Origin of the sequence: Sulfitobacter sp. EE-36 (assembly GCF_000152605.1) — a bacterium.
Taxonomy (GTDB): Bacteria; Pseudomonadota; Alphaproteobacteria; order Rhodobacterales; family Rhodobacteraceae; genus Sulfitobacter; species Sulfitobacter pontiacus.
In genome coordinates this window covers 2,400,585-2,423,533 of sequence record NZ_CH959310.1, presented here as the reverse complement: position 1 = coordinate 2,423,533, position 22,949 = coordinate 2,400,585, and the positions used below count along the sequence as shown (strand labels likewise).

Below are 22,949 nucleotides of genomic sequence, written 5' to 3'. Positions count from 1 at the left end.
TTACTCTATAGCCAGTCTCTAGACCTTTAGCTTTGCTAATACCGCCCGCGCCGCGCGCAGGCCCGGGCTCTCGCCCCCCTTGCCGAGCCGCTCCATCGTCAGCGCCATCGCATCCTTTTGATCTTCGGGATGCGCAAAGACATGCGCCAAACCGCCAGCGATCTTATCGGCGGTGCAATCGGGGCCCAGAAACTCCGGCACGACGCGCGTGTCGGACACAAGGTTCACCAAAGTCACCGTATCAATCAGCGCCATCGCCTTGATCAGACGGAAGCTGAGCCAGTTCATCCGGTAGGCGATCACCATCGGCAGCGATGCGGCGGCGAGTTCCAGCGACACGGTGCCAGAGGCCGCAAGTGCCACGTCCGCGGCGGCAAAAGCCGCTTGTTTCATCGCGGCACCTTCCTCCCTGCTGCCTGCACGCGGGTCCAGCACGATGGGGCGCACCGTCCAGCCTTGGGTCTGCGCAATCACCGCGTCTGCCACAGGACCAGCGGCGGGAATGACCACGCGCAGATCAGGATGTGTCCGGGCAAAACGGGCCACCGCATCGCCGAACACATCCGACAGACGCGCCACCTCTGACCGACGAGATCCGGGCAGGACGAGCATCAGGGGGGCATCGCCGATCTCATGCGCTTGACGAAAGGCAGCGGCTTCGCGGTGTGTGGCGATTTTCTCTCCGACCACGGGATGCCCAACGAAATCGCAGGCCATGCCCTCGGCCTCCATCAGGGGCGGCTCGAAGGGGAAAAGCGCAAGCACGTGATCGATATACCGCGCCATCTTTTTCGCGCGCCCGGGACGCCAGGCCCAGACTGTGGGCGCGACATAATGCACCGTGCGAATATCCGACGCCGCCTTGACCCGCTTGGCCACGCGGAGCGAGAAATCGGGGCTGTCGATGGTGATCATCACATCGGTCTTGGCGTCAATGACGGCCTGCGCCGTCTCGTTGATCCGCGCCATCAGGGATTTGTATTTCGGCAGGATCTCGGCGATGCCCATGACAGACAGTTCGGACATATCAAAACGGCTGCTCAGCCCTTCGGCGGCCATATCTGTCCCGCCGATCCCGTCAAAGGTGATGTCGGAGCGCAGGGATTTCAGCCCTGCCATCAGCGCGCCCCCCAATCGGTCACCCGAAGGTTCGCCCGCGATGATGAACACCTTCATGTCGCAGCCCTTGCCCATAGCACGAGGTCTAATTCATCCGCCAAGGCGACGCAGGCGTCTGGCTCCAGAAGAATGACGGACCCCGCCTCGATCACGACACCCGCCAGCCCTGCCTCATGGGCGCGGCGCAGGGTGTCGGGCCCGATGGTGGGCATATCGACAAGATGGCTTTGGCCCGGTTTCGGACCCTTAAACAGCACCGCGCTGGCCAAGCGCGCACGATCAGGCAGGGTTGACAGCAAGTGATCTGTGCCGCCAATCGCCTCGATCCCCATGACCTGCCCCTGCCCGACAACGCAGCATTGCCCCACATCCATCGGCGCAAGGCAGCGCACCAAGGCAGCACCGCGCGCGGCGTCATCGCGCATCTGCGCATCCGGCTGACGCTGGCTAAGCACGCGTTCGCGCGCCATCAAGTCGGGCGCGAGGTCATGCGCGGCAACGACGGTCAGCCCCGCTGTCTGGAAAATATCGACCAAGGCGCGCAGGGCACCGTCGTCCCCCGCGGCAAGGGCTTTCTGGAAGACCGGCACCAAGGGCAGCGTTGCCGCATCCAGTTTGGACGGATCGAAGGACGGCCGTGCCACGGCGCCGCAGAAACACGCCTGCGTCACGTTGCGCGCGGTCAGCTCGGCCAGCAAAGTGCCAAGCGTCTCAAGCCGGAACACCAGATCAGGCTCCAGCCCGACGGGTGTCGTCCCCTCGTAGGCGCAGATCAAAGGCGCATCGGCCAGCGCGCCGGCCACCCGTTGAGGCAGTCCGCCGCCCCCTGCGATCAGCGCCAACATCAACCCGGTGTCAGAAAGTGACGGCCCGTGTCGGCCAGCACGAAATCGACGATCTCGCGGACGTAATCGCTGCCGGTTTCCTCGCCCAAACGACGGGCGCGGTCGTGGAATGTCCCCTCGCCCTGCGCCAGCATCTGGAACGCCGCGCGAAGGGCCGTGATGTCGGCGCGGGTGACACCGCGACGCTTGAGCCCGACAAGGTTAAGCCCGTCCAAGACCCCACGCGGCGCTTGCACCAGACCGTAGGGGATCACGTCATTCGTTACCATCGTCACAGCGCCGATGATGGCCCCGCGACCGATGCGCACGAATTGGTGGATACCGGCCAGCCCGCCGATCAGGACATCGTCTTCGATGATGCAGTGGCCCGCGACAGCGGCGTTGTTCACAACAATCACCCGATCGCCAAGGATCGCATCATGGGCGATGTGACAGCCCGCCATAAACAGCCCGTCATCGCCGATCCTGGTCACGCCGCCACCGCCTTCGGTGCCGCCGTTCATGGTGACATGTTCGCGGATACGGTTGCGTTTGCCGATCTCGAGGCGGCTGGATTCCCCTTTGAACTTAAGGTCTTGGGGGATTTCACCGATCACCGCGAAGGAAAAGATCACCGTACCTTCGCCGACTTCGGTGTCGCCGGTGACGATGGCGTGGGACTTCACCTCAACGTTGTCATGCAGAACGACCCGAGGGCCGATGACGCAGAACGGGCCGACCTTGGCAGAGGCCGCTATCTGCGCCCCTTCCTCGATCACGGCGCTTGGGTGGATGTTGCCCATCAGGACAGGTCCATCATCGCAGTGAATTCAACCTCGGCCGCCATTTCGCCCTCGACCGACGCGACGCCGCCGAATTTCCAGACTTTACCGCCGGGTTTGCCGCGCAGGGTGTTCAGCTCCATCCGGACGACGTCACCGGGAACGACCTTGCGGCGGAATTTGCATTTATCGATGGCCATGAAATAGACCTTCATGTCCTTATCCGCCATTTCCAGCGTGACACCAACCATCACCGCAGCGGTCTGCGCCATCGCCTCTACGATGGTGACGCCGGGCATAATCGGCATGCCGGGGAAATGCCCCTGAAAATGCGGTTCGTTCATCGTGACATTCTTGATCCCGACAGCGCTTTGCGTGCCCTGGATATCGACCACTTTATCGACCAGCAAAAAGGGATAGCGGTGCGGAATGATCCGCTGGATCATCTGGATATCGGCACTTGGCAGGGTGTCAGTCATTGCATGTCCTGTCTGTTAAAAGCTGTATGCTGGCTACCAATTCTGGCGGCCATGGGCAAGCGGGGGGATCAGTTCTTGCCGCTGCCGACCGACGCGTCAAGCCGCTCTATGGCTTCGTCGGTGATGTCGATGGCGTTGGCGCTGACGAAGACCGACCGGCGTTCAAGGATCACGGCCGCCCCGGCTTCACGCATCATCTGTTCCAACACAGGGCCCGCAGCGGCCAGAAACACTTGGCGCTCTTTCTCGACCAATTCGTTCAACGCCCGCCCCTTTGCCGCTTGCGCCGCGCGGGTTTTCTGCACCTTTTCGTCAAAGGCATCCGCCAGCCCGCTGAAGGCATCGGGGCTGAGCTTGCTGCGCTGATCGGTGAGCTTGCGCTCTTCGGCCTTCAAATCCGCTTCAATCAGACGGTTTTCGGCAGAGATTTCAGCGCTTTGGGTTTCCAAGTCATCCGCCACCCGCAGACCAAAGGCGCTTTCATTGAACACACGATCTGAATCGATGGTCAGGATCGGGCTTTGCACCACGCGCCGTTCAGACTGCTGTTGTGCAAAAACCGGCACCGCCGCGAGGGGCAGTACCGGCAGAAGGCAAATCAAGAGTGCCCGCAGTTTCATAACGGCCTCAGAAATCGGTCCGCAGGGTCACTTCGAACTTCTGTTCTTCGTCATAGTCCTCTTTTTTCAAGGCTTTAGAGACGTTGAACTGCAAGGGACCAACAGGCGTATCCCAGAAGAGCGAGACACCGATCACGTGGCGGAACGAACCGGATTCACCAACGATAGACGAGCCCGTGGGGATCTCTACATCGTCGAGGTTCCAGACGTTTCCGACATCATAGAAGACGCCGCCGCTGATGCCGTATTCTTCGGGCAGGCCCAGCGGGAATTCCGCCTCAAGACTACCAACCACAAAGAGGTTACCCCCAAGGGAGTCGTCAGAGCCGTTGCTTTGATCGCGCGGGCCGATGCCGCCGGTTTCAAAGCCGCGCATGATCGATGGGCCGATCAAGAAGCGGTCGGAAACGCGGTTGTTGCCTTCGCTCCATGCCAATGCCCCACCTTGCAAGGTGGCACGCAGGGTGACTTCCTCGTTGAAGATACGCTTTTCGCCGATGGCTTTGGCGGTGGTTTTCACGAACTTCGTGTCCCCCCCTAGACCTGCGAAATCCTGCCCGAATTGCAGCAGCACACCCGATGTCGGGTCCAGACCGGCGCGGCGGGTGTCGTAGCTGTAGTTATACCCGATCGAAGAGGTCACCTGACGGCCCGCGGCGATGTCATTAGCAACGACGAAACCGGTTGTGGTATCGTCCCGCTCTGACATCTCAAGATCGTCATAGGTATAGTTGAGGCTCAACCGCCCGTTTTCGCTGACAGGGAACGACAGGGTCGGCTGGAAGACGATACGTTCGGTGTCGAACGAGTTATAGGACGAGCTTGTTTCGGCGTAATCGAGGTTCAGGCCGAACGCCACATCACGCCCCAAGAGGCTCGGCTCGATAAAGTTGAAGCCATAGCGCTGTGCATCTTCAGCCGTGCTGACCGTCAGCTTGAGCTTCTGGCCGCGCCCCAGGAAGTTATCCTCGGCGAAGCTGACCGCGACGCCGATCCCGTCACTGGACGAGAACGACCCACCGAAGTTGAGCGAGCCTGTCGGCTGTTCCACAACATTCACGTCAACGACGACCTGCTCGGGGGAAGACCCCTCGCGGGCGTTGACTTCGGCGCTTTCAAAATAACCAAGAGCGCGGATACGCTCGGCGCTTTCACGGATCTCGCGCGGGTTGAACGGGTCACCCTCTACGCTATCGAACTGACGGCGTACAACGCGGTCAAGCGTGGTGGTGTTCCCTTCGATGTCGATCCGTTCGACAAAGACACGTGGACCACGAGAGATGCGATATTCGACGTTCAGCGTCAGGTCGCGATCATTGCGCGTGACAACCGGTTCTACCCGCAGAAAATCAACGCCGTCACGGATGGCTTTGCGTTCCATCCGGGCGATATCCGTCTCGACCAGCGACGGCGAATAGACGGCACCGGATTTGGTCTTGATTACGCCACGATAATCGTCGGCGTTCACCCCGTTGATGGTCGAGGTCACGGTCAGTTCGCCGAACTTGAACTGTTGCCCCTCTTGCACGTTGAACTGCACAAAATAGCCGTCGCGTTCTTCGGTGAGCTGAGCGTTCGCCGCCGAAATGCGCATGTCGACATAGCCGCGCGACAGGTAGAAATCGCGCAGCATCTGCTGGTCGGCCTCGATGCGTTCGGGCACAAAAGTGTCGCGTTTGATCAGACGGCGGAACAGGCCCGCTTGCTTGGTTCCCAGCACGCGGCGCAGACGACGGTCCGAATATTGGCGGTTGCCGACAAAGCTCAGGCGTTCAATCTCGACGTTGTCGCCTTCGAAAACTTCAAACACCAGATCAACGCGGTTCTGGTCGCGGCGGATGACCTTGGGCTGGACGCGGGCGGCGATACGGCCGTCGTTGCTATAGGCCTGCGCGATGGCATTGGCGTCTTTTTCGGCTTGGGTCGGGTTAAAGACGCGGCGTTCGTCTGAATCAACGACCGACGCCAGCGCTTCGTCGTCGATGCGCGCGTTGCCTTCAAAGCTGATGCGGTTGATCGTGGGGAATTCTACGACCGTAATCACCAATGTCCCGCCGCGCGGTTCAAGCGCGACGCTTTCAAACAGGCCGGACGCCTGAAGGTTCTGGTAAGCATCATTCAATTCGCCCGCGCTGATCGCCCGACCGCGTGCGATTCCTGCGCGGCTTAGGATGGCGCTGTCGCCGATCCGTTCGTTGCCGTCGATCTGAACTGTGTTGAACTGATAGCTTTGCGCGTCAGCATGTGGCGCTGGAACCAGCCAAGCGACTGATAACATTACGCAAAAAGAAGCGCTGCGCAAGGATTTCGCAAAAGGAGTGAAAACCGCTGTTTCGGTGGGCTTATTCCACCTGTCGTTGTGCATCATTTGCCCTACCCGCTGTCAAAAAACTCTTTCGTCCTGACTAGACAGGTTAGCGGCCTTTGTCAAAACGAAGAGACCGCCATACACCTATATAGTGTGTATGACGGCCAGTTGGATCACGATAGAGTGCGGGAGGGCACCTGGAGAGGGAGAGAGAACGGCGTTACGCGCCGATCCACGCGCCGGCGGTCAGCGCGATGATCAGGAAGCCGAAGTACAAAGCGCGGTCCCAGTTCAGATCAACCAAAAGGCTCAAACCGCGGTAACTTGTCTTGAACGTCTGCATACTCGTATCCTTTGTAACTTGGATCGAATATCGCAGGCGATTGCGGCGCTCGTTTGACCAATTAAGGCAGCAATAAGACTTTTGTAACTTTTTACCCCCCTTTTAGGCGGCAAAATATCGCCTAAGGGCAGAATAAATCGTTACCCAAGGCAAAGACCATTAACCCCAGTACCAAGGTCAGACCAATGGTCATCAGGATGCGCAACGCGCCATCGCTGGGTGGTTTGCCGGTCACGGCTTCATAGGCGTAGAACACCAGATGCCCGCCATCCAACGCCGGAATCGGGAAGAGGTTCAGCAGACCGACCGCCGTCGACAGCACCGCGATAAAGTAGATGAAGCTTTGCGCGCCCTGCGACGCCATCGCGCCAGAGGTTTGCGCGATCCCCACCGGACCGCTCAGGTTACAGGTGCTGATATTGCCGACGATCATATGCTTGAGACCCGACAGCGACCCGCTGATGATCCGGCCTGTGTTCTCTACCCCACCCCAGAGCGCTGTAAGCACGCCAGGGTTCGTCGTGGCGGTGTCAAAGGCGGTGCCGCCCACAATGCCAATGCGCATCTGCGACTTGAAGCTGCCGTCTGGCTGCGGTTCGTCCGTCACTTTGGGGCGTAGGGTGATGTCCAGCATTTGCCCATCGCGCCAGATATCAAGTTCAAGCGGCGTGCCTTCAGACGCTTCAACAGCGGTCTTCAACTGGCGGAAGGCGAAAATCTCTGCCCCGTCGACCGAGGTGATCACATCGCCGCTTTTCAGTCCGGCCTCATAGGCCGCGGATTGCGGCATCACCTGCTTGACCAGCGATGGCATGACGTAAGGCCCATCCACCGTCACGACGTCCCCGCCACGGTTCACCTCATAGGGCAGCGGCTGGTCCAGCGGGATGCTGGCGAAAGCATCGGCATAGGCGGTGGCATCGGACACCGGCGGCAGGGTCACCCCGCCGATAGAGACGATCTCGTCCCCTTCCACCAGTTCATTCTGTTCAAACGGCAGCGGGTGCAATTCCCCGACGGTCATCGGGTCACGCGGAACGCCGACCGACAGGCCGATGGCCGCGAAAACCAGAATGGACAGGGCAAAGTTGAAAACCGGCCCCGCAGCGACCGTGGCTGCACGCGCCCATAGCGGCGCACCATGCATGGTGGCACGCAACCGCTTCGGGTCCGCCTCGGCCGCTTCCATCGCGGCCACATCCTTGCCCGAGGCCGCATCCGCATCGCCCGCGAATTTCACGTAGCCGCCAAAGGGCAGCGCCGCGATCTGCCACTTGGTGCCGCGTTTGTCGTAGCGGCTGTAGATCACAGGGCCAAACCCGAGAGAGAAGACATCGGCATGGATGCCGGACCAGCGTCCGACGATATAATGACCGTATTCATGGATCGCGACGATCACCGACAGGGCAATCACAAAAGCCAGAAGCGTCCAGATCAGCCCGCCAAACTGCGGAATCAATGCCATAATATCCAAAACTCTACCCTGCCCTCTTTGTTATTGCGGCCCATGCGGCCTGCCTTGCCAGATGGTCCACCTGTGCGACGTTATCAAGTGTGATGGCCGCATCGATCACCCCATTGTCAGGGAAAAGCGCTTCCATCGTGTCTTCGACGATCTCTGCCATCTGGGGAAAGCGCAGCTTGCCGCCGATAAACCCGTCCAGCGCGACCTCTTTGGCGGCGTTGAACACCGCACCGGCCATGCCACCACGCGCCATCACCTCGCGCGCGAGGCGCAGGGCGGGCCAACGGATGTCATCGGGGGCGCGGAAGTCAAAACTGCCGATCTTTGCCAGATCCAGCCGTTCTACCGGCAAATGCGTTCGGTCGGGGTGATGCAGGGCAAAGCCGATGGCGTGGCGCATGTCGGGCGGGCCGATATGCGCCATCAAGGCACCATCGTTGAACCCCACCAGCGCATGGATCATCGACTGCGGATGCACCAATACTTCGATCTGGCCGGGGTCCACGCGAAAATATTCACGCGTTTCAATGACTTCCATCGCCTTGTTGAACATTGACGCGCTGTCGATGGTGATGCGCTGGCCCATATCCCAATTCGGATGGCTCGACGCCTGCTCTAGCGTGGCATCGGCGAGCTTTTCCAGCGGCCAATCGCGAAACGCCCCGCCGCTGGCGGTGATGATGATCCGTTCCACCGCCAAGATATCCTCGCCGATCAGAGCCTGAAAAACGGCGGAATGTTCGCTATCGACCGGCAGCATGGTGGCCCCATGTGCCATGGCCGTATCCAGCATCAGCTGACCGGCGCAGACCAGCGACTCTTTATTCGCAAGGGCCAGCGTCGCGCCTTGTTTCAAGGCCTCCACCCCCGGTGCCAGACCCGCTGCCCCGATGATGGCGGACATGACCCAATCGGCGGGGCGTGCGGCGGCCTCGTTGATGGCTTGTGTTCCGGCGGCGGCCTCTACCCCCGTGCCCGATAGCGCGTCGCGCAGGTCGTCCAGCAGATGCTCATGGGCCGTGACGGCAAGCTGCGCGTTCAACCGCTGCGCATCTTCGGCCAGCTGCGCGATATTGCTGGCACCGGTCAACGCGACGACATCATAGGCGTCGGGGGCGCGCGCGATCAGATCAATGGTGTTCTGCCCGATAGAGCCCGTGGCCCCGAAAATACTGACTTTCTTCATGGGGTGGGGATCAGCTTAGCGCGGGGGTGATGGTCAGGAAACGACCAATGATCAGCAGGAACAGCGCCGCCCCCAGCATACCGTCGAACCGATCCAGCAAACCACCATGACCGGGGATCAGGTTAGAGCTGTCCTTGACCCCCAAGCGACGCTTCATCCCGGATTCCGCCATATCTCCCATCTGCGACGCCATCGACATGGCGACAGAGACACCGACCAGCTGCAAGCCTACACCGGTGTTGATCGAGAACAGGAAACCGACAGCCGCCGCCCCGATCCAGCCCGCAGCCGTGCCGGACCATGTTTTCTTGGGGCTGACCTTGGGCCAGAACTTCGGCCCCCCGATGGCACGTCCGGCGAAATAGCCAACGACATCGGTGATCACCACAACCAACACCAGCCACATCAGCCAGCCAAAGCCGAAATCATCGCGGACTTGCGTCAGCCCGAAACCGGCCAGCATGATCATCACGGTGAAACACATGAAAATGGTGCGGTGCTTTTCCAACTGGCCAAAGCCCACCAACGCGGGGGCCAGCAGCACCGGCAGGGCAAAGCCCACGGGCAGGTAGATCGCGGCGAGCGTCGCCGCGCCCACCAGCAAGCCCATCTGCATCCGCGCACCGCGGTTTGACGGGTTCAACATCCCCACCAGTTCCCACGCCATGACGCCGCAAATGATCGCGACGAGAACGTGGAACACGGGCCCGCCCAGATAGATACCACCCAGACCGACCACGATCATCGCCAGCGCCGAACCGACGCGCGCCGTGAGGTCGGACCAGCGTTCCGAAGAAGGTGTCATAGTGCTTTCCTTTCGTCGTACGATCAGGAGGACACGGCACCAAAGCGCCGGTCGCGATTACCAAAGGCCGCACAAAGATTGCCAAACTCGGCCTTGGTGAAGTCGGGCCAGAGCGTATCAATGAATTCATATTCCGCATAGGCGGATTGCCACAGCAGAAAGTTCGATATCCGCGCCTCGCCACTGGTGCGGATCACCAGATCGGGGTCCGGCAATACATGGGTGTCCAGATAGCGCGGCAGGGTTTCTTCGTCGACGTCCTCAGGGCTGAGCAGACCCGCTGCAACGTCCTGCGCCAGCCGCTGCGTCGCGCGCGCGACCTCGTCGCGACCGCCGTAGTTCAGGGCAATCGTCAGATGGGTACGGGTGTTTTCCGCCGTCTCTGCCTCTAGCACATTCATCAGCTTGACCAGTTTCGCATCCAGCCGGACACGGTCACCAATAAATCGGACGCGCACGCCCTTGGCTTTCAGCGCCTTGGTCTCTTTGGTGATATAGCGGCGGAACAGGCTCATGAGCCCCGCCACCTCGACCTGAGTACGTTTCCAGTTCTCGGTCGAGAAGGCAAAGATCGTCAGATATTCGACGCCGAAATCGGGGCATGCCTCGACGATTTCGCGCACACGCTTGGCACCGGCGTGATGCCCGAACAGACGCGGACGCCCCCGCTGGGTCGCCCAACGGCCGTTTCCGTCCATGATGATCGCAACATGGCGCGGTGCCCCTGGGACAAGCTGGAAGGTCTGGTCGGTCGCAGCAGGCATCATCTATCCTTATCGAACTGCAGGCCGATGCGCGGACCCTGGGGTCGCGCGCATCGAGTAAGGTACTTAAACCTGCATGATCTCGGCTTGTTTGCTTTCAAGCTGCTCGTCGATCTGGGCGATGAACTTGTTGGTCATGTCCTGAACCTCACCCTCCCAGACTTTCTGATCGTCTTCCGACATGCCGTCGGCCTTGGCTTTCTTGATCTGGTCCATACCGTCGCGGCGCACGTTACGGATCGATACACGGGCACTTTCGGCATATTGCCCCGCGACCTTGGTCAGCTGGGTCCGGCGTTCCTCGTTCAGCTCGGGGATCGGCAGCATGATGATCGTGCCGTTCAACTGCGGATTGATACCCAGACCGGATTCACGGATCGCCTTTTCGACCTTGCCGACCAGCGCCTTGTCCCAGACGTTGATGGTGACCATCCGCGGCTCGGGCACGTTGACGGTGCCCACCTGGTTGATCGGCGTGCTGCTGCCGTAGGCGTCGACCATCACAGGCTCCAGCATAGAGGCGGACGCGCGGCCTGTGCGCAAAGAGGCAAATTCGGTGCGCAACGATGCGATTGCGCCGTTCATGCGCCGCTCAAGATCGTCTGTGTCCAGCATAAAATCGTCTGACATGATGTCCCCGGTGGTTTTGTAACTATCTAGATTTGAACCGATATAACGCGATCAAGCCCCCCTTGTATAGGGAGCCCCGCATCTATCGTAGGTTGGGGCCTAGCCCTGAACCCGTGTGTATGTGCCCTCGCCCGCGAGAATCCCCTTGAAGCCGCCCGGCTCGTCCAGAGAGAAGACGATGATCGGAAGGTTGTTGTCGCGCGCCAAGGCGATGGCAGAGGCATCCATGACCCCCAAGCGCTTTTGCAGCACGTCGTCATAGCTGACGGCATCATAGCGGACCGCATCGTCGAATTTGGCGGGGTCTTTATCATAGACACCATCGACCTTGGTGCCCTTGAAGATCGCTTCGCAAGCCATTTCATTGGCGCGCAGGGTCGCGGCGGTATCAGTGGTGAAATAGGGGTTGCCGGTGCCCGCGGCAAAGATGCACACGCGCTTTTTCTCAAGGTGGCGCACGGCGCGGCGGCGAATATAGGGTTCGGCGACCTCGTTCATTGTGATCGCGGAAATCACCCGCGTGTGGATGCCCAGTTCCTCCAGCGCGGATTGCATCGCCAGCGCGTTCATCACGGTGGCCAGCATCCCCATATAATCGGCGGTGGTACGTTCCATCCCCTGGGCCGATCCTTGCAGCCCGCGGAAGATATTGCCGCCCCCGATGACCATGCAGATTTCGACGCCAAGATCGTGAACCGATTTGACCTCATTCGCGATGCGTTGCACGGTTGGCGGGTTCAGCCCGAACCCCTGATCGCCCATCAATGCTTCGCCTGAAATCTTCAGCATGACCCGGTTGAATGTTACTTTTGACTGGCTCTCGGGCATGGGCGCACCTTTCAGGGTGTGGGAGGGGTTTTCATTGCGCCGTAAAATGTCGCAAATAGCGCAAACATTCAATGCTCCGTCAGAGGTTCACGCAAAGAAATGCCAGATGCCCCGCTGTCCCGCGTCTCTGACGTGGTTTCCTCTATCGACCCTGTCGCGCCTGTCCTGATTGCGGGGCCCACGGCCTCGGGTAAATCGGCGCTGGCGCTTGCGATTGCGCAGGCTCAGGGCGGGGTGATTGTGAACGCGGATGCCAGTCAGGTCTACGGCTGCTGGCGCGTGATCTCGGCCCGCCCGCCAGCCGAGGAAGAGGCCTTGGCACCGCATCTGATGTATGGCCATGTCGCAGCACACGACCCCTATTCGGTCGGCCACTGGCTGCGCGAGGTGACCGAGGTGCTGCGCCAGCCCGCACGCCCGATCATTGTCGGTGGCACGGGGCTTTACTTCGCGGCGCTGACCAAGGGGCTGGTGGACATTCCGCCGACCCCCGATGCGGTGCGCGACGCGGGCAACACCATGACCCGCGCAGCGATGATCGACGCGCTTGATCCAGAGACGGCGCGCCGCATCGATCTTTATAACCCCATGCGTGTCCAGCGTGCGTGGGAGGTGCAGCAAGCCACAGGGCGCGGGCTGGCCGCGTGGCAAGATGATACGCCGCCGCCCGTCCTGCCGATGGAGCGCTGTCAGCCTGTTGCCGTTGCCGCGTCGAAGGACTGGCTGAACGACAGGATCATCCGTCGCTTTGACCAGATGCTGGACCAAGGCGCGCTGGACGAAGTTGCCGCCGTGCGCCCCGATTACGACCCCACCCTGCCCGCGCACCGTGCCATCGGCGCACCCGAGCTGATGCGCTACCTTGACGGCGTAACACCGCTTGACGTAGCGCGACAGGATGCCATCATCGCGACACGGCAGTATGCCAAACGGCAGCGCACGTGGATGCGCAAGAACACCGCCGATTGGCTGCAATATGTGCCGGGGTAGCACGCGGCTGCCAAAACGGCGAAATTATCTTTTACTGCCTTTATCTTTCCGTATCTCTGTATAACGATAGTGTTTACTTGTCTTTTGCTGATAGGGTCATGCAATGACAGAGAACACGATCGAATTGCTGACACTGGCGCAACTATCGCAAGGGCAGGACTGGCGCGTGCAGCTTTGTCATGACCGGCCTGTGCATATGCTGATCTGGATCACCCGCGGTCAGGGGTTGCTGCAGCTTGACGGCCAGCGGCGCGGCTTGGGGGCGCATAACGCGGTGTTTATCCCTGCCCGTGCGCTCTTTGCCCTTGATATGGGGCGGCAGGGCATCGGGCAAGCGGTGGTGATCCCCGACGGCACCGAGCTGCGCCTGCCCCAAATGCCGCGCCACCTGCGTATTCGGGATGTGCAGGCCCAGACCGAACTGACCGGCCTGATCGAAGCCGCGCAGCGCGAACAACAGGCCAAGCGCCCGCTGTATCATGACGCGCTAGAGGGGCACGCGGCGCTGATGTCGGTCTGGCTGCGGCGCCAGATTATGCAGGACGAACATGTGCCCAACCGGCGCAACGCCGCCGCACGGCTCAGCGCGCGGTTCTGCCAGATGGTCTGCGAACACTACAGCAGCGGCGCGCCGATGGCGCACTATGCCGAAAGCCTGGAGGTCACGCCGACGCATCTGTCACGGGCCGTAAAATCCGCCACCGGCAAGACTGCGGCGGATATCCTGACCGAACGGGTGGTGCATGAGGCACGGCACCTGCTTGGCACGACAGAGCATTCCGCACAGGATATCGCGCGCCACCTCGGCTTTGGTTCTGCCGCCTATTTCACACGGTTCATGCAGCAACACACGGGCCTCACACCCTCGCGTCTGCGGGCAACGGCGGCCTGACGCGTCGGGGCCGGTGGCTGCAAGGACGCTCGGGGTAGCGCCCATTTCCAAAGTACCGAGTTGACCTGCCACCGCGACCTGTGGCTGACTGGTATTCAAGAAAAACGCATCCGCACCGCCCATGTCATGGCCGAAAGCGGACAATAAGGGAGCCGCGCAGCGCGCAACGTATCGGCAAAAGCCGGACCGCGCTGCGACAAATTCAAACGCAGCCGCGCGCCTTCAAGGTGCCGCCGTACCGCCGCGCAACAGGGTCATCACATGGGTATTTTCATATTGCGCCGTTTGGGCGTGATGGTGGTAACAGCGCTATGCCTGACCTTTATCGTGTTCTGGCTGACGAACCTCTATCCGAACCTCGAAAAGCTCGCCAAGACCCAAGGCAACTTCCGCATGTCGGACGAAGCGGTCGCAAGCTATCTGGGGGATCGCGGCTATCTTGACCCGCTGCCGGTCAAATTCGGCCAATGGCTGGGCGTCATGCCCGGATGGGTGACGCAAGAGGATGACGGCACCAGTTTCGGGCGGTGCTTTACCAAGGACACGCCCGAGGACGACCGCCGCAGCTTTTGCGGTATCTTGCAAGGGGATTGGGGATTTTCCACTGTTTTCCAAGAGGATGTCGGCCCCACTGTCCTGACCCGGTTGGCGCTGACGGGCAAGTTGATGGGCTGCGTGATCCTGCTGATGGTGCCGATGGCGCTGATTGTGGGCGTGCTGGCGGGGATGCGCGAAGGGTCGCGGACGGACCGGACCCTGTCGACCTTTTCAATCCTGACAACCGCGACGCCTGAATATGTGTCTGGTGTCGTGTTCATCGCCCTGCTCGCCTCGTCGCGATTTGGGTTGTCGCCTCTGCTGGCCGACTGGGGCTGGATCGACAGCAAAACGCTGTTTCTGGGCTCCGCCGCCAGTGCGATGAAAGACGCGACCTTCTGGAATTTCTTTTTGCCGGTGCTGACCATCTCGCTTTACGGGATGGGCTATATCGCGCGCATGACCCGTGCCTCGATGACCGAGGTGATGACCGCGCAGTACATCCGCACGGCGCGGCTGAAGGGGGTGAGCTTTGGCAACATCGTCCTGAAACACGCCCTGCGCAACGCACTGATCGCGCCGTTCACGGTAATCATGCTGCAAATCCCGTGGCTTCTGAACGGAGTCGTCATCGTCGAGACCCTCTTTAACTACAAGGGCTTCGGCTGGCTGTTGGTCCGCGCCGCGTCGAATAATGACATCGAGCTGTTGCTGGCCGTGTCGGTCGTGTCGGTGATCGTGGTGCTGACAACGCAGCTGATCTCGGACATCGGTTATGTCGTGCTGAACCCGCGCATCCGGATCACCTGAGGAGACAATGCAGATGGACCCATTGACATGGACAGGTGCGCTGGACTGGGTAAACCCATTGCTGGGGGGCGCGGTACTGGTCGTGCTGCTTGGCATCGCGATGCAGATGGTCTGGCCCCTGCTGCCGACTTCCCCTGCGGGTACGCGCCGCTTGGGGCAGCTCACCACCGCGGGGATCGCGGCGGCGACGGCGCTGCTGATGGTCTATGTCGTCGGGGGCATTTTCATGGGTGCCGAGGCCGGCATTTTTGGCGGCATGGCGCAGCGTCTGCTGCCGGTCTGGATTGCACTGATCGTGACCTTTGCCCTGTCGATCGCCTTCAAACGCCGGCTGGGGCTTTATGGCAAACTGTTTGACAGCACCGTTGGCATGATCGGCTTTGGGCTGGTGATGTTCTGGGTCTATACGGGGCTGTTCGGCGGGGTGTTCGACATGATCGCGACCCATGATAGCCTCAGCCAGACCTCGGGCATGAAGAACAAGCTTCCCGGCACACCGCTGGCCCGTGCCGAGGACGGCGAGTACCCGTGGTTCCTGCTGGGCGGCGATAACCTTGCCCGCGATGTGTTCAGCCGCCTGATCAAGGGTGCCTGGGTGGTGATCCAGATTGCGCCGATGGCGACGGTCTTTGCCTTTATGGTGGGGATCACGCTGGGGCTGCCTGCGGGCTATTATGGCGGTAAACTGGACGTATTCCTGAGCTTTCTAGCCAATCTGATCCTCGCCTTTCCGGTGATCTTGATCTTTTACCTTCTGGTCACCCCCGAGATCGTGCTGACCGGACTGCCGAATTACATGGCAATTGTGCTGTTCATCTTTCCGCTGGTGTTCCTTTGGGTGCTGCTCAACACACGTCTGCGCACGCAGCCAAGCACCCGCACGCCGGTGCTGGTCATGGTACTGGGGCTGGTGGGCTGGCTTTACCTCGCGATGATCTCGGACGATGGGGCGTTGGTGCGGACCCAGACCTACGAGATCCCGGGCCTGCCCGCGTTTCTGGATTTCCTCGACATCGGGCCGGGGTTGCTGGTGGTCTTTGTCGCCGTGGTTTTCGTCAATGCGCCCACAGTATTCCGGATCGTGCGCGGGCTCGCACTGGACATCAAGACACGCGACTACGTGGCGGCCGCGCAGACCCGCGGCGAAGGACCGTGGTACATCATGTTGTGGGAGATCCTGCCCAATGCCCGCGGCCCCCTGATCGTCGATTTCTGCCTGCGCATCGGCTATACCACGATCCTGCTTGGCACGCTGGGGTTCTTTGGGCTGGGGCTGGAATCCGAAAGCCCCGATTGGGGCACCACGATCAACGCAGGGCGGCGCCTGCTGGCGCTCTACCCCCATGCGGCAATCGCGCCGGCGCTGGCCTTGCTAAGCCTTGTGCTGGGGTTGAACCTGCTCGCGGATGGGCTGCGCGAAGAGAGTTTGCGGGATTGATTTGGGATGGCCGACGCGGGGGCCAGCCCCCGCACCCCCGGAGTTTACTTGGCAAAATGAAGTATATGGTTGCGGTTGAAGGTAAGGGAGTTGGACATGGGCGAGGCATATGACGGGCCAATTCTGGAGATCGACGGGCTGTCGATCTCTTTCTTCACACGGCTGCGCGAAATTCCAGCGGTGATGGATTTTTCGGTCTTGGTCAAACCGGGCGAGGCTGTGGGGCTGGTTGGTGAATCCGGTTGTGGTAAATCAACGGTCGCCTTGGGTGTGATGCAGGACCTTGGGGTGAACGGGCGTGTCGTGGGCGGGTCCATCAAGTTCAAGGGGCGCGATCTGTCCCAGATGAGCGCCGCTGAGTTGCGTCAGATCAGGGGCAGCGAGATCGCGATGATCTATCAAGAGCCTATGGCCTCTTTGAACCCCGCCATGCGGATCGGGCAGCAGTTGATGGAAGTGCCGATGATCCACGGTGGCATGTCGAAACGCGAGGCCCATGCCCGCGCCTTGCAACTGGTGACCGACGTCAAGCTGCCGGACCCCGAACGTATCCTCAAGGCCTACCCGCATCAACTGTCAGGCGGTCAACAGCAGCGCATTGTTATCGCTATGGCCCTGATGTCAGAGCCGTCCTTGCTGATCCTGGACGAGCCCACCACAGCATTGGATGTCACGGTCGAGGCGGCGATCATTGATCTGGTCAAAGATCTGGGGCGCAAATACGGCACCTCTATGCTGTTCATCAGCCACAACCTCGGGCTGGTGCTGGACACCTGCGATCGCATCTGTGTCATGTACTCCGGCGAGGCGGTCGAGCGCGGGTCGATTGCGGATGTGTTCGACGGCATGCGCCATCCCTATACACAGGCTCTGTTCCGGTCGATTCCGCTGCCCGGTGCCGACAAGACCGCGCGCCCGCTGGTCGCTATCCCCGGCAATTTTCCCCTGCCCCATGAACGCCCCGAGGGCTGCAACTTTGGCCCGCGCTGCGATTACTTTGTCGCGGGGCGCTGCGATCAGGGTGCCATTCCGATGCTGGATGTGCCCGAAAACACGCGACACGCGACCCGCTGTATCCGCCACGATGAGATAGACTGGGCCGCGCCGATGGCGCATGCGGCGACCAAGTCGAAGGGCGAGGTTGGCGACGTCGTTCTGAAAATGGACAAGCTCAAGAAATACTATCAGGTGGCGGCGCATTCCATGTTTGGCGGCACCGGTACCAAAGTGGTTAAAGCAAACGAAGAGCTGAGCTTTGAAGCGCGGGCGGGTGAAACCCTTGCCATCGTTGGGGAATCCGGTTGCGGCAAGTCCACTTTTGCCAAGGTTCTTATGGGGCTAGAGACGGCCACAGCCGGTCACCTGCTGCTGGATGGCCGTGATATCGGCACCACCGCGATCGAGGATCGGGGGACACAGACCGTCGCTGATATCCAGATGGTGTTCCAGAACCCTTTCGACACATTGAACCCGTCAATGACCGTGGGCCGCCAGATCATCCGCGCGCTTGAAGTGTTTGGCGTGGGCACATCCGCGCGTGACCGTAAGGCGCGTATGCTGGAGCTGCTGGATTTGGTCAAACTCCCACGGGAATTCGCAACCCGCATGCCGCGCCAACTGTCGGGCGGGCAGAAACAGCGCGTGGGGATTGCCCGTGCCTTTGCCGGAGACGCACGGATCGTGGTGGCGGATGAACCCGTCTCGGCGCTTGATGTCTCGGTTCAGGCGGCGGTGACGGATCTTTTGATGGAGATCCAGCAGGCGCAGCAGACCTGCCTTTTGTTCATCAGCCATGACCTGAGCATCGTGCGATATCTTAGCGACCGGGTGATGGTGATGTATCTGGGGCATGTGGTCGAATTGGGCACGACGGATCAGGTGTTCTCTCCGCCCTACCACCCCTATACCGAAGCGCTGCTGTCGGCGGTGCCGATCGCCGACACGCGGGTGAAGAAAAAACATATCGTGCTGGAAGGCGATGTCCCCTCGGCGATGAACCCGCCGCCCGGTTGCCCCTTTCAGACGCGCTGCCGATGGAAATCTCAGGTGCCGGGAAATCTGTGCGAGACGCAGGTGCCAGAGTTGCGGGCGCTGGCGGCGGGGCATACGGTAAAATGTCATCTGGATGACGCGCAGCTTGCGGCGATGGAGCCGGTGATCGAGATGGACGTTACGGCGCGCTGAACCCTTCGCTACGCATCAAAAAACGGCCACCGCATGTGCGATGGCCGCTTCTGCCTGATCGAGGCAGGGTGGCTTATTTGCTGACGCCGCTACCTGCGGTGTTCAGATTGCCGACCTGTTCGGCCACCTCATCGGCAAAACCGTTGATCATGACTTCGTAGAACACACCCTCGGTCGGGGCCACGGCGACGTAACCCTCGGGCACGACCTGATCGACCGAATAGGCGGCGACATTCACAGGGAAGCTGCGTGCGCCGATCGATTCATTGGGCGATGTGATGTCCACCACACCTTCGATCTCGTTAAATTCCTGGCTATCGCTCAGCATCGTATCCCCATCCAGCGAGATTTTGCGGATGTCGATGTTGATCGTCGGATCGCTGGCGTCATCGCTGCCCAAGACGCGGGCGGCCACGGCGGCTTTCAGGTCCTCGGTGATCTGGGGGTAATATTCCATCGCGTTAGCGTCCTGCGCGGCGTCGATGGACGAGCTTACGTCAATCGCAGAGAAGGCGACCTTCTCGTCCGCAAATGCGGCAGTGGACAATGCGGCCAAGCTTACACCTGTGGCCAAGGCGATCGATTTAACTGAGTTGAACATGCGAATGCTCCTTATCTTTCTGATGCGCGCAGACCGTAGAAGACGACCTGCTGACGCTGTGGAAAGGGAACATCAGCCGTGGCGATATGGTTCCATCGCCGCGAAAAACGGCAAGCGGAAATCAGCATCAAGCGGCGAAATACATAGTATTTTCAGCTACTTATCGGGGTGCATCACAGATCCGCGATCACCTTCACATAGTTCTTGGTTTCGGCGTAGGGCGGGATGCCACCGTATTTCTTCACCGCCCCCGGCCCCGCGTTATAGGCCGCAAGCGCGAGGTTCCATGACCCGAACGCCTGATATTGACGCTTGAGGTATCGTGCGCCGCCATCAAGGTTCTCGTAGGGGTCGGTCGGGTCCACGCGCAGGATACGCGCCGTTTCAGGCATAAGCTGCGCCAGACCAAGCGCGCCTTTATGCGACCGCGCCGCAGGGTTCCAGCCGCTTTCCTGCTGCACGAGACGCAAGAAGAGATCCGCCGGAATGCCGTGGCGCATCGCGGCTTCGCGCGCCATGCCAAGATAGACGCCCTTGTACTTGCCGCGATATTTGGGTGTGTCCCATTTTGTCGGGGTGACCACGCGTTGTGGCTGCAGCCGGACAGAGGCCGCATATTGTTTTGACGCCCGTGTGTCCAAAATCTTGGTCTGGGACGCAAAAAGCTTGGTCCGGTTCTTGGATGAAAACACATCAGCGGCAACCGGTGCTGCGCCCACAGAAAGGCAGCACAGCGCCGCCGTTAGTAAAATTCGCATATTGTCCCTGCCCCACGCAGTCTCAATTCCCGAAGACCATATCAAACTGACCCGTTGGTGCCACCCTTTATTGCTCCCCGTCACATCTGCGTGGGTCGCAACGGCGATAATCCCGCCTCCCCCCTGTTTATCGCAAACCGTGCTGGGTATAACGTCGGCCAATCCAAGGTGCGTGCGGGATTCGCGCGTGGCCCGTAAACTTGCAGCAAATGGGGGCATCATGGCCGGCTCAGTGAATAAAGTGATCCTAATCGGGAATCTGGGGCGCGATCCCGAAGTGCGTTCGTTCCAGAACGGCGGCAAAGTGTGCAACCTGCGCATCGCGACATCCGAGACATGGAAAGACCGCAACACCGGCGAGCGCCGCGAAAAGACCGAATGGCATTCGGTGGCGATCTTTCAGGAAGGGCTTGTGCGCATTGCAGAGCAATACCTGAAGAAGGGTTCCAAAGTATATATCGAAGGCCAGCTACAAACGCGCAAATGGCAAGATCAGTCCGGTCAAGATAAATACAGCACAGAAGTTGTCCTGCAGGGCTTTGGCGGTACGCTGACCATGCTCGATGGCCGCGACGGTGGAGGTTCCGGTGGTGGTGGCAACTACGGCGGCGGCGGCGGTGGCTACGACAGCGGCCCGTCAGATCAGGGCGGCTACGGTGGCGGCTATGACAGTGGCCCCTCGGGCGGCGGCAACGACGGTGGTCGCGGTTCCTCGCGCGATCTGGATGATGAAATCCCATTCTGATATTAATCGGATACAAAACGTAGTTAAGGCGGGGAATTCCCCGCCTTTTCTTTGTCGTGACTCAAGACGGGTGGGCGACGCCCCCTAGTGGCGTTCAGCCAGTGCGTCATCCAGCAGTTGCAGCACCGCGTCCCTGGGGACATCGGCGGTGACAAAAGCATCGCCAATGCTTCGAGCCAGAATAAAGCGTAGCTTGCCGTCGATGACCTTTTTATCCTGCCCCATCAGATCAAGCAGATAAGCGGCGTCCGGCAGATCTCCGTCAATGTCGCGCAGGTCGGTTTTCATCCCCATGGCCCGCAGATGCGCGCGGACGCGGCTGGGGTCCTCTTGCGCGCAAAGCCCCAAACGGGCGGACAATTCGAACGCCATCGCACAGCCGATCGCCACACCTTCGCCATGCAGCAACCGGTCGGAATAGCCCGTCGCCGCCTCAAGCGCGTGACAGAAGGTATGGCCAAGGTTCAACAGCGCGCGGTCGCCGTGTTCTTTTTCGTCGCGCAGAACAATGTCGGCCTTCATCTGGACAGACCGGCGCACCGCCCCTACGCGCAGCGCCATATTGCCAGCGGCCATCGCGGGGGCGTTCACCTCGAGCCAGTCAAAGAAGGCCGCATCCCCCAGCAGCCCGTATTTGACGACCTCGCCATATCCGGCAAGGAAGTCACGCGCCTGCAATGTGCCAAGCACGGCCGTATCGGCCAATACAAGGGACGGCTGATGAAACGCGCCGACAAGGTTCTTGCCCTGTGATACGTTGATCCCCGTCTTGCCCCCGACCGAGCTGTCGACCTGTGCCAGAAGCGAGGTCGGGATTTGCACAAAGCGCACACCACGGCGCAGGATCGCGGCGGCAAAGCCCACCAGATCGCCGATGACACCGCCGCCAAAGGCAATCACGATATCGTTGCGTTCGACCTTCTGATCCATCAGCCAATCGACCGTGCGGGTCAGCTCTGCCCAACATTTTGTGGCCTCGCCCGGCGGCAATGCCAGCGCCTCGACGTTGATGTCAGCGGCGTCCAGTCCGGCGCGTAAACTGTCCAGATGGTGCGCCGCAACCGTCTCATCACTGACCACCACAACACGTTTGCGGCGCAACAGCGGGGCAATCAACGCGCCTGCTTGCGCCAACAAATCGGGGCCGATCACCACATCATAGGCGCGGCCCTCAAGACCGACATGAACCGTTTCTCGCATCACAGCACCTCAAGTACATCTGGACGATCCGCCAGCGCATCCACCACGCGCTGCGCCATCGCGTCAATCGACAGTGCCGGCGTGCTGGCAACAGTCATATCCGCAAGCCGGTAGATCGGCACACGTTTTTCGTAAAGCTCGGTCAGGGTGCCGCGCGGGTCAGCGGTGCGCAGCAACGGGCGCGAGGTCTTGTACCGCACACGGTTCCACAGCAGGTCAAGATCCGCATCCAGCCACACCGACACTCCGCGGGCCGAGATATTCTCGCGGTTGGCTTCCGCCAGAAAGGCGCCCCCGCCGGTCGACAGGATGCCGGGCTCTTTATCCAGCAGACGCGAGATCACTTCGGTCTCGCGCTTGCGAAAGAAGGGTTCGCCGTCGCGCTCAAAGATTTCGGGCACGGTCAGATTGGCAGCGGCCTCTATCTCGTGGTCGCTGTCCACAAAGGGCACGCCAAGTTTCGCGGCCAAAGCGCGGCCCACGGCGGTTTTACCTGCGCCCATCATACCCACCATGACAACCGTCTTCTTAAGATGGTACCGAGGGGTGTTTTGGGCCGTATCGGCTGGGGATTGCTGAATTTCGCTCATTCTTGTGTGAATGACGTGATCTTGCCCAAAAGGCCATATATAGAATAGTCA

Annotated in this window: 23 protein-coding genes; 6 read left to right on the top strand and 17 right to left on the bottom strand. The window is 60.6% G+C overall.

Annotated elements, in window-relative coordinates; translation table 11 throughout:
* Positions 1 to 18: 18 nt before the first annotated feature.
* From lpxB to pyrH, 13 genes are all read right to left on the bottom strand, one after another.
* Positions 19 to 1,176 carry a lipid-A-disaccharide synthase gene (lpxB, locus tag EE36_RS14300; protein ID WP_039911983.1) on the bottom strand — a complete coding sequence of 386 codons (1,158 nt, stop codon included), beginning with the start codon at positions 1,174 to 1,176 and terminating at the stop codon, positions 19 to 21.
* On the bottom strand, positions 1,173 to 1,964 hold the full coding sequence (locus EE36_RS14295; RefSeq protein ID WP_005853425.1) for an LpxI family protein: 792 nt from the start codon (positions 1,962 to 1,964) through the stop codon (positions 1,173 to 1,175). Before EE36_RS14295 ends, lpxB begins: the two co-directional genes overlap by 4 nt.
* On the bottom strand, positions 1,964 to 2,746 hold the full coding sequence (lpxA, locus tag EE36_RS14290) for an acyl-ACP--UDP-N-acetylglucosamine O-acyltransferase (protein ID WP_005853423.1): 783 nt from the start codon (positions 2,744 to 2,746) through the stop codon (positions 1,964 to 1,966). Before lpxA ends, EE36_RS14295 begins: the two co-directional genes overlap by 1 nt.
* A complete protein-coding gene (gene fabZ / locus EE36_RS14285; RefSeq protein ID WP_005853421.1) occupies positions 2,746 to 3,204 on the bottom strand; it encodes a 3-hydroxyacyl-ACP dehydratase FabZ in 459 nt (152 codons plus the stop codon). The genes lpxA and fabZ overlap by 1 nt, the downstream gene beginning before the upstream one ends.
* A gap of 68 nt (positions 3,205 to 3,272) precedes the next feature.
* Positions 3,273 to 3,824 carry an OmpH family outer membrane protein gene (locus tag EE36_RS14280; protein ID WP_005853418.1) on the bottom strand — a complete coding sequence of 184 codons (552 nt, stop codon included), beginning with the start codon at positions 3,822 to 3,824 and terminating at the stop codon, positions 3,273 to 3,275.
* Positions 3,825 to 3,831: 7 nt separating this feature from the next.
* On the bottom strand, positions 3,832 to 6,102 hold the full coding sequence (bamA, locus tag EE36_RS14275; protein WP_039912291.1) for an outer membrane protein assembly factor BamA: 2,271 nt from the start codon (positions 6,100 to 6,102) through the stop codon (positions 3,832 to 3,834).
* A 250-nt stretch (positions 6,103 to 6,352) separates the two neighbouring features.
* Entirely contained in the window at positions 6,353 to 6,475 is a 123-nt protein-coding gene (locus tag EE36_RS17765; RefSeq protein ID WP_005853414.1) for a hypothetical protein, read from the bottom strand.
* Between the two features lie 121 nt (positions 6,476 to 6,596).
* A complete protein-coding gene (gene rseP, locus EE36_RS14270) occupies positions 6,597 to 7,949 on the bottom strand; it encodes an RIP metalloprotease RseP (RefSeq protein ID WP_039911979.1) in 1,353 nt (450 codons plus the stop codon).
* A 4-nt stretch (positions 7,950 to 7,953) separates the two neighbouring features.
* Positions 7,954 to 9,126, bottom strand: coding sequence for a 1-deoxy-D-xylulose-5-phosphate reductoisomerase (gene dxr, locus EE36_RS14265; protein WP_005853411.1), 1,173 nt, complete (start codon positions 9,124 to 9,126; stop codon positions 7,954 to 7,956).
* A gap of 10 nt (positions 9,127 to 9,136) precedes the next feature.
* Positions 9,137 to 9,931: a phosphatidate cytidylyltransferase gene (locus tag EE36_RS14260; RefSeq protein ID WP_005853409.1), complete on the bottom strand. Its 795-nt coding sequence runs from the start codon at positions 9,929 to 9,931 to the stop codon at positions 9,137 to 9,139.
* Positions 9,932 to 9,954: 23 nt separating this feature from the next.
* Positions 9,955 to 10,698 (bottom strand): polyprenyl diphosphate synthase, encoded by a 744-nt coding sequence (gene uppS / locus EE36_RS14255; protein WP_005853406.1) that lies wholly within the window; start codon positions 10,696 to 10,698, stop codon positions 9,955 to 9,957.
* Between the two features lie 63 nt (positions 10,699 to 10,761).
* Positions 10,762 to 11,325: a ribosome recycling factor gene (frr, locus tag EE36_RS14250; protein WP_005853404.1), complete on the bottom strand. Its 564-nt coding sequence runs from the start codon at positions 11,323 to 11,325 to the stop codon at positions 10,762 to 10,764.
* A 99-nt stretch (positions 11,326 to 11,424) separates the two neighbouring features.
* On the bottom strand, positions 11,425 to 12,153 hold the full coding sequence (gene pyrH, locus EE36_RS14245) for a UMP kinase (protein WP_009826990.1): 729 nt from the start codon (positions 12,151 to 12,153) through the stop codon (positions 11,425 to 11,427).
* A 99-nt stretch (positions 12,154 to 12,252) separates the two neighbouring features.
* Here pyrH and miaA point away from each other — a divergent pair, with 99 nt between their 5' ends.
* The 5 genes from miaA to EE36_RS14220 all read left to right on the top strand — a co-directional run bounded on the left by miaA (position 12,253) and on the right by EE36_RS14220 (position 19,004).
* Complete coding sequence (miaA, locus tag EE36_RS14240; protein WP_005853400.1) at positions 12,253 to 13,143, top strand: tRNA (adenosine(37)-N6)-dimethylallyltransferase MiaA; 891 nt, start codon at positions 12,253 to 12,255, stop codon at positions 13,141 to 13,143.
* Between the two features lie 103 nt (positions 13,144 to 13,246).
* A complete protein-coding gene (locus tag EE36_RS14235) occupies positions 13,247 to 14,035 on the top strand; it encodes an AraC family transcriptional regulator (protein WP_005853398.1) in 789 nt (262 codons plus the stop codon).
* A gap of 261 nt (positions 14,036 to 14,296) precedes the next feature.
* Positions 14,297 to 15,382, top strand: coding sequence for an ABC transporter permease (locus EE36_RS14230; RefSeq protein WP_005853395.1), 1,086 nt, complete (start codon positions 14,297 to 14,299; stop codon positions 15,380 to 15,382).
* A gap of 13 nt (positions 15,383 to 15,395) precedes the next feature.
* Positions 15,396 to 16,820 (top strand): ABC transporter permease, encoded by a 1,425-nt coding sequence (locus EE36_RS14225; protein ID WP_005853393.1) that lies wholly within the window; start codon positions 15,396 to 15,398, stop codon positions 16,818 to 16,820.
* 96 nt (positions 16,821 to 16,916) lie between these two features.
* Positions 16,917 to 19,004 (top strand): ABC transporter ATP-binding protein, encoded by a 2,088-nt coding sequence (locus tag EE36_RS14220; protein ID WP_005853391.1) that lies wholly within the window; start codon positions 16,917 to 16,919, stop codon positions 19,002 to 19,004.
* Positions 19,005 to 19,077: 73 nt separating this feature from the next.
* Here the strand turns inward: EE36_RS14220 and EE36_RS14215 are convergent, their stop codons facing one another.
* Positions 19,078 to 19,605 carry a hypothetical protein gene (locus EE36_RS14215; protein ID WP_005853390.1) on the bottom strand — a complete coding sequence of 176 codons (528 nt, stop codon included), beginning with the start codon at positions 19,603 to 19,605 and terminating at the stop codon, positions 19,078 to 19,080.
* A 173-nt stretch (positions 19,606 to 19,778) separates the two neighbouring features.
* The gene (locus EE36_RS14210; RefSeq protein WP_050752201.1) at positions 19,779 to 20,363 is read right to left on the bottom strand and encodes a lytic transglycosylase domain-containing protein; all 585 of its coding nucleotides are present in this window, start codon (positions 20,361 to 20,363) and stop codon (positions 19,779 to 19,781) included.
* Between the two features lie 220 nt (positions 20,364 to 20,583).
* On the opposite strand from EE36_RS14210, the gene EE36_RS14205 reads away from it, so the two are divergent.
* Complete coding sequence (locus EE36_RS14205) at positions 20,584 to 21,108, top strand: single-stranded DNA-binding protein (RefSeq protein ID WP_005853386.1); 525 nt, start codon at positions 20,584 to 20,586, stop codon at positions 21,106 to 21,108.
* Between the two features lie 84 nt (positions 21,109 to 21,192).
* Here the strand turns inward: EE36_RS14205 and aroB are convergent, their stop codons facing one another.
* Positions 21,193 to 22,308, bottom strand: a complete 1,116-nt coding sequence (aroB, locus tag EE36_RS14200) for a 3-dehydroquinate synthase (RefSeq protein WP_005853384.1) — start codon at positions 22,306 to 22,308, stop codon at positions 21,193 to 21,195.
* Positions 22,308 to 22,898 carry a shikimate kinase gene (locus EE36_RS14195; protein WP_009826981.1) on the bottom strand — a complete coding sequence of 197 codons (591 nt, stop codon included), beginning with the start codon at positions 22,896 to 22,898 and terminating at the stop codon, positions 22,308 to 22,310. The genes aroB and EE36_RS14195 overlap by 1 nt, the downstream gene beginning before the upstream one ends.
* Between the last annotated feature and the right edge of the window lie 51 nt (positions 22,899 to 22,949).

Excerpts from the sequence above, each read along its gene's own strand:
- fabZ (WP_005853421.1), bottom strand. The coding sequence starts at position 3,204 with ATGACTGACACCCTGCCAAGTGCCGATATCCAGATGATCCAGCGGATC.
- EE36_RS17765 (WP_005853414.1), bottom strand. The coding sequence starts at position 6,475 with ATGCAGACGTTCAAGACAAGTTACCGCGGTTTGAGCCTTTTGGTTGAT.
- EE36_RS14205 (WP_005853386.1), top strand. The coding sequence starts at position 20,584 with ATGGCCGGCTCAGTGAATAAAGTGATCCTAATCGGGAATCTGGGGCGC.
- miaA (WP_005853400.1), top strand. The coding sequence starts at position 12,253 with ATGCCAGATGCCCCGCTGTCCCGCGTCTCTGACGTGGTTTCCTCTATC.
- EE36_RS14295 (WP_005853425.1), bottom strand. The coding sequence starts at position 1,964 with ATGTTGGCGCTGATCGCAGGGGGCGGCGGACTGCCTCAACGGGTGGCC.
- EE36_RS14220 (WP_005853391.1), top strand. The coding sequence starts at position 16,917 with ATGGGCGAGGCATATGACGGGCCAATTCTGGAGATCGACGGGCTGTCG.
- EE36_RS14230 (WP_005853395.1), top strand. The coding sequence starts at position 14,297 with ATGGGTATTTTCATATTGCGCCGTTTGGGCGTGATGGTGGTAACAGCG.
- EE36_RS14195 (WP_009826981.1), bottom strand. The coding sequence starts at position 22,898 with ATGAGCGAAATTCAGCAATCCCCAGCCGATACGGCCCAAAACACCCCT.
- EE36_RS14225 (WP_005853393.1), top strand. The coding sequence starts at position 15,396 with ATGGACCCATTGACATGGACAGGTGCGCTGGACTGGGTAAACCCATTG.
- EE36_RS14215 (WP_005853390.1), bottom strand. The coding sequence starts at position 19,605 with ATGTTCAACTCAGTTAAATCGATCGCCTTGGCCACAGGTGTAAGCTTG.
- lpxB (WP_039911983.1), bottom strand. The coding sequence starts at position 1,176 with ATGAAGGTGTTCATCATCGCGGGCGAACCTTCGGGTGACCGATTGGGG.
- uppS (WP_005853406.1), bottom strand. The coding sequence starts at position 10,698 with ATGATGCCTGCTGCGACCGACCAGACCTTCCAGCTTGTCCCAGGGGCA.
- aroB (WP_005853384.1), bottom strand. The coding sequence starts at position 22,308 with ATGCGAGAAACGGTTCATGTCGGTCTTGAGGGCCGCGCCTATGATGTG.
- EE36_RS14280 (WP_005853418.1), bottom strand. The coding sequence starts at position 3,824 with ATGAAACTGCGGGCACTCTTGATTTGCCTTCTGCCGGTACTGCCCCTC.
- bamA (WP_039912291.1), bottom strand. The coding sequence starts at position 6,102 with ATGTTATCAGTCGCTTGGCTGGTTCCAGCGCCACATGCTGACGCGCAA.
- dxr (WP_005853411.1), bottom strand. The coding sequence starts at position 9,126 with ATGAAGAAAGTCAGTATTTTCGGGGCCACGGGCTCTATCGGGCAGAAC.
- frr (WP_005853404.1), bottom strand. The coding sequence starts at position 11,325 with ATGTCAGACGATTTTATGCTGGACACAGACGATCTTGAGCGGCGCATG.
- EE36_RS14235 (WP_005853398.1), top strand. The coding sequence starts at position 13,247 with ATGACAGAGAACACGATCGAATTGCTGACACTGGCGCAACTATCGCAA.
- EE36_RS14260 (WP_005853409.1), bottom strand. The coding sequence starts at position 9,931 with ATGACACCTTCTTCGGAACGCTGGTCCGACCTCACGGCGCGCGTCGGT.
- EE36_RS14210 (WP_050752201.1), bottom strand. The coding sequence starts at position 20,363 with ATGCGAATTTTACTAACGGCGGCGCTGTGCTGCCTTTCTGTGGGCGCA.
- pyrH (WP_009826990.1), bottom strand. The coding sequence starts at position 12,153 with ATGCCCGAGAGCCAGTCAAAAGTAACATTCAACCGGGTCATGCTGAAG.
- lpxA (WP_005853423.1), bottom strand. The coding sequence starts at position 2,746 with ATGGGCAACATCCACCCAAGCGCCGTGATCGAGGAAGGGGCGCAGATA.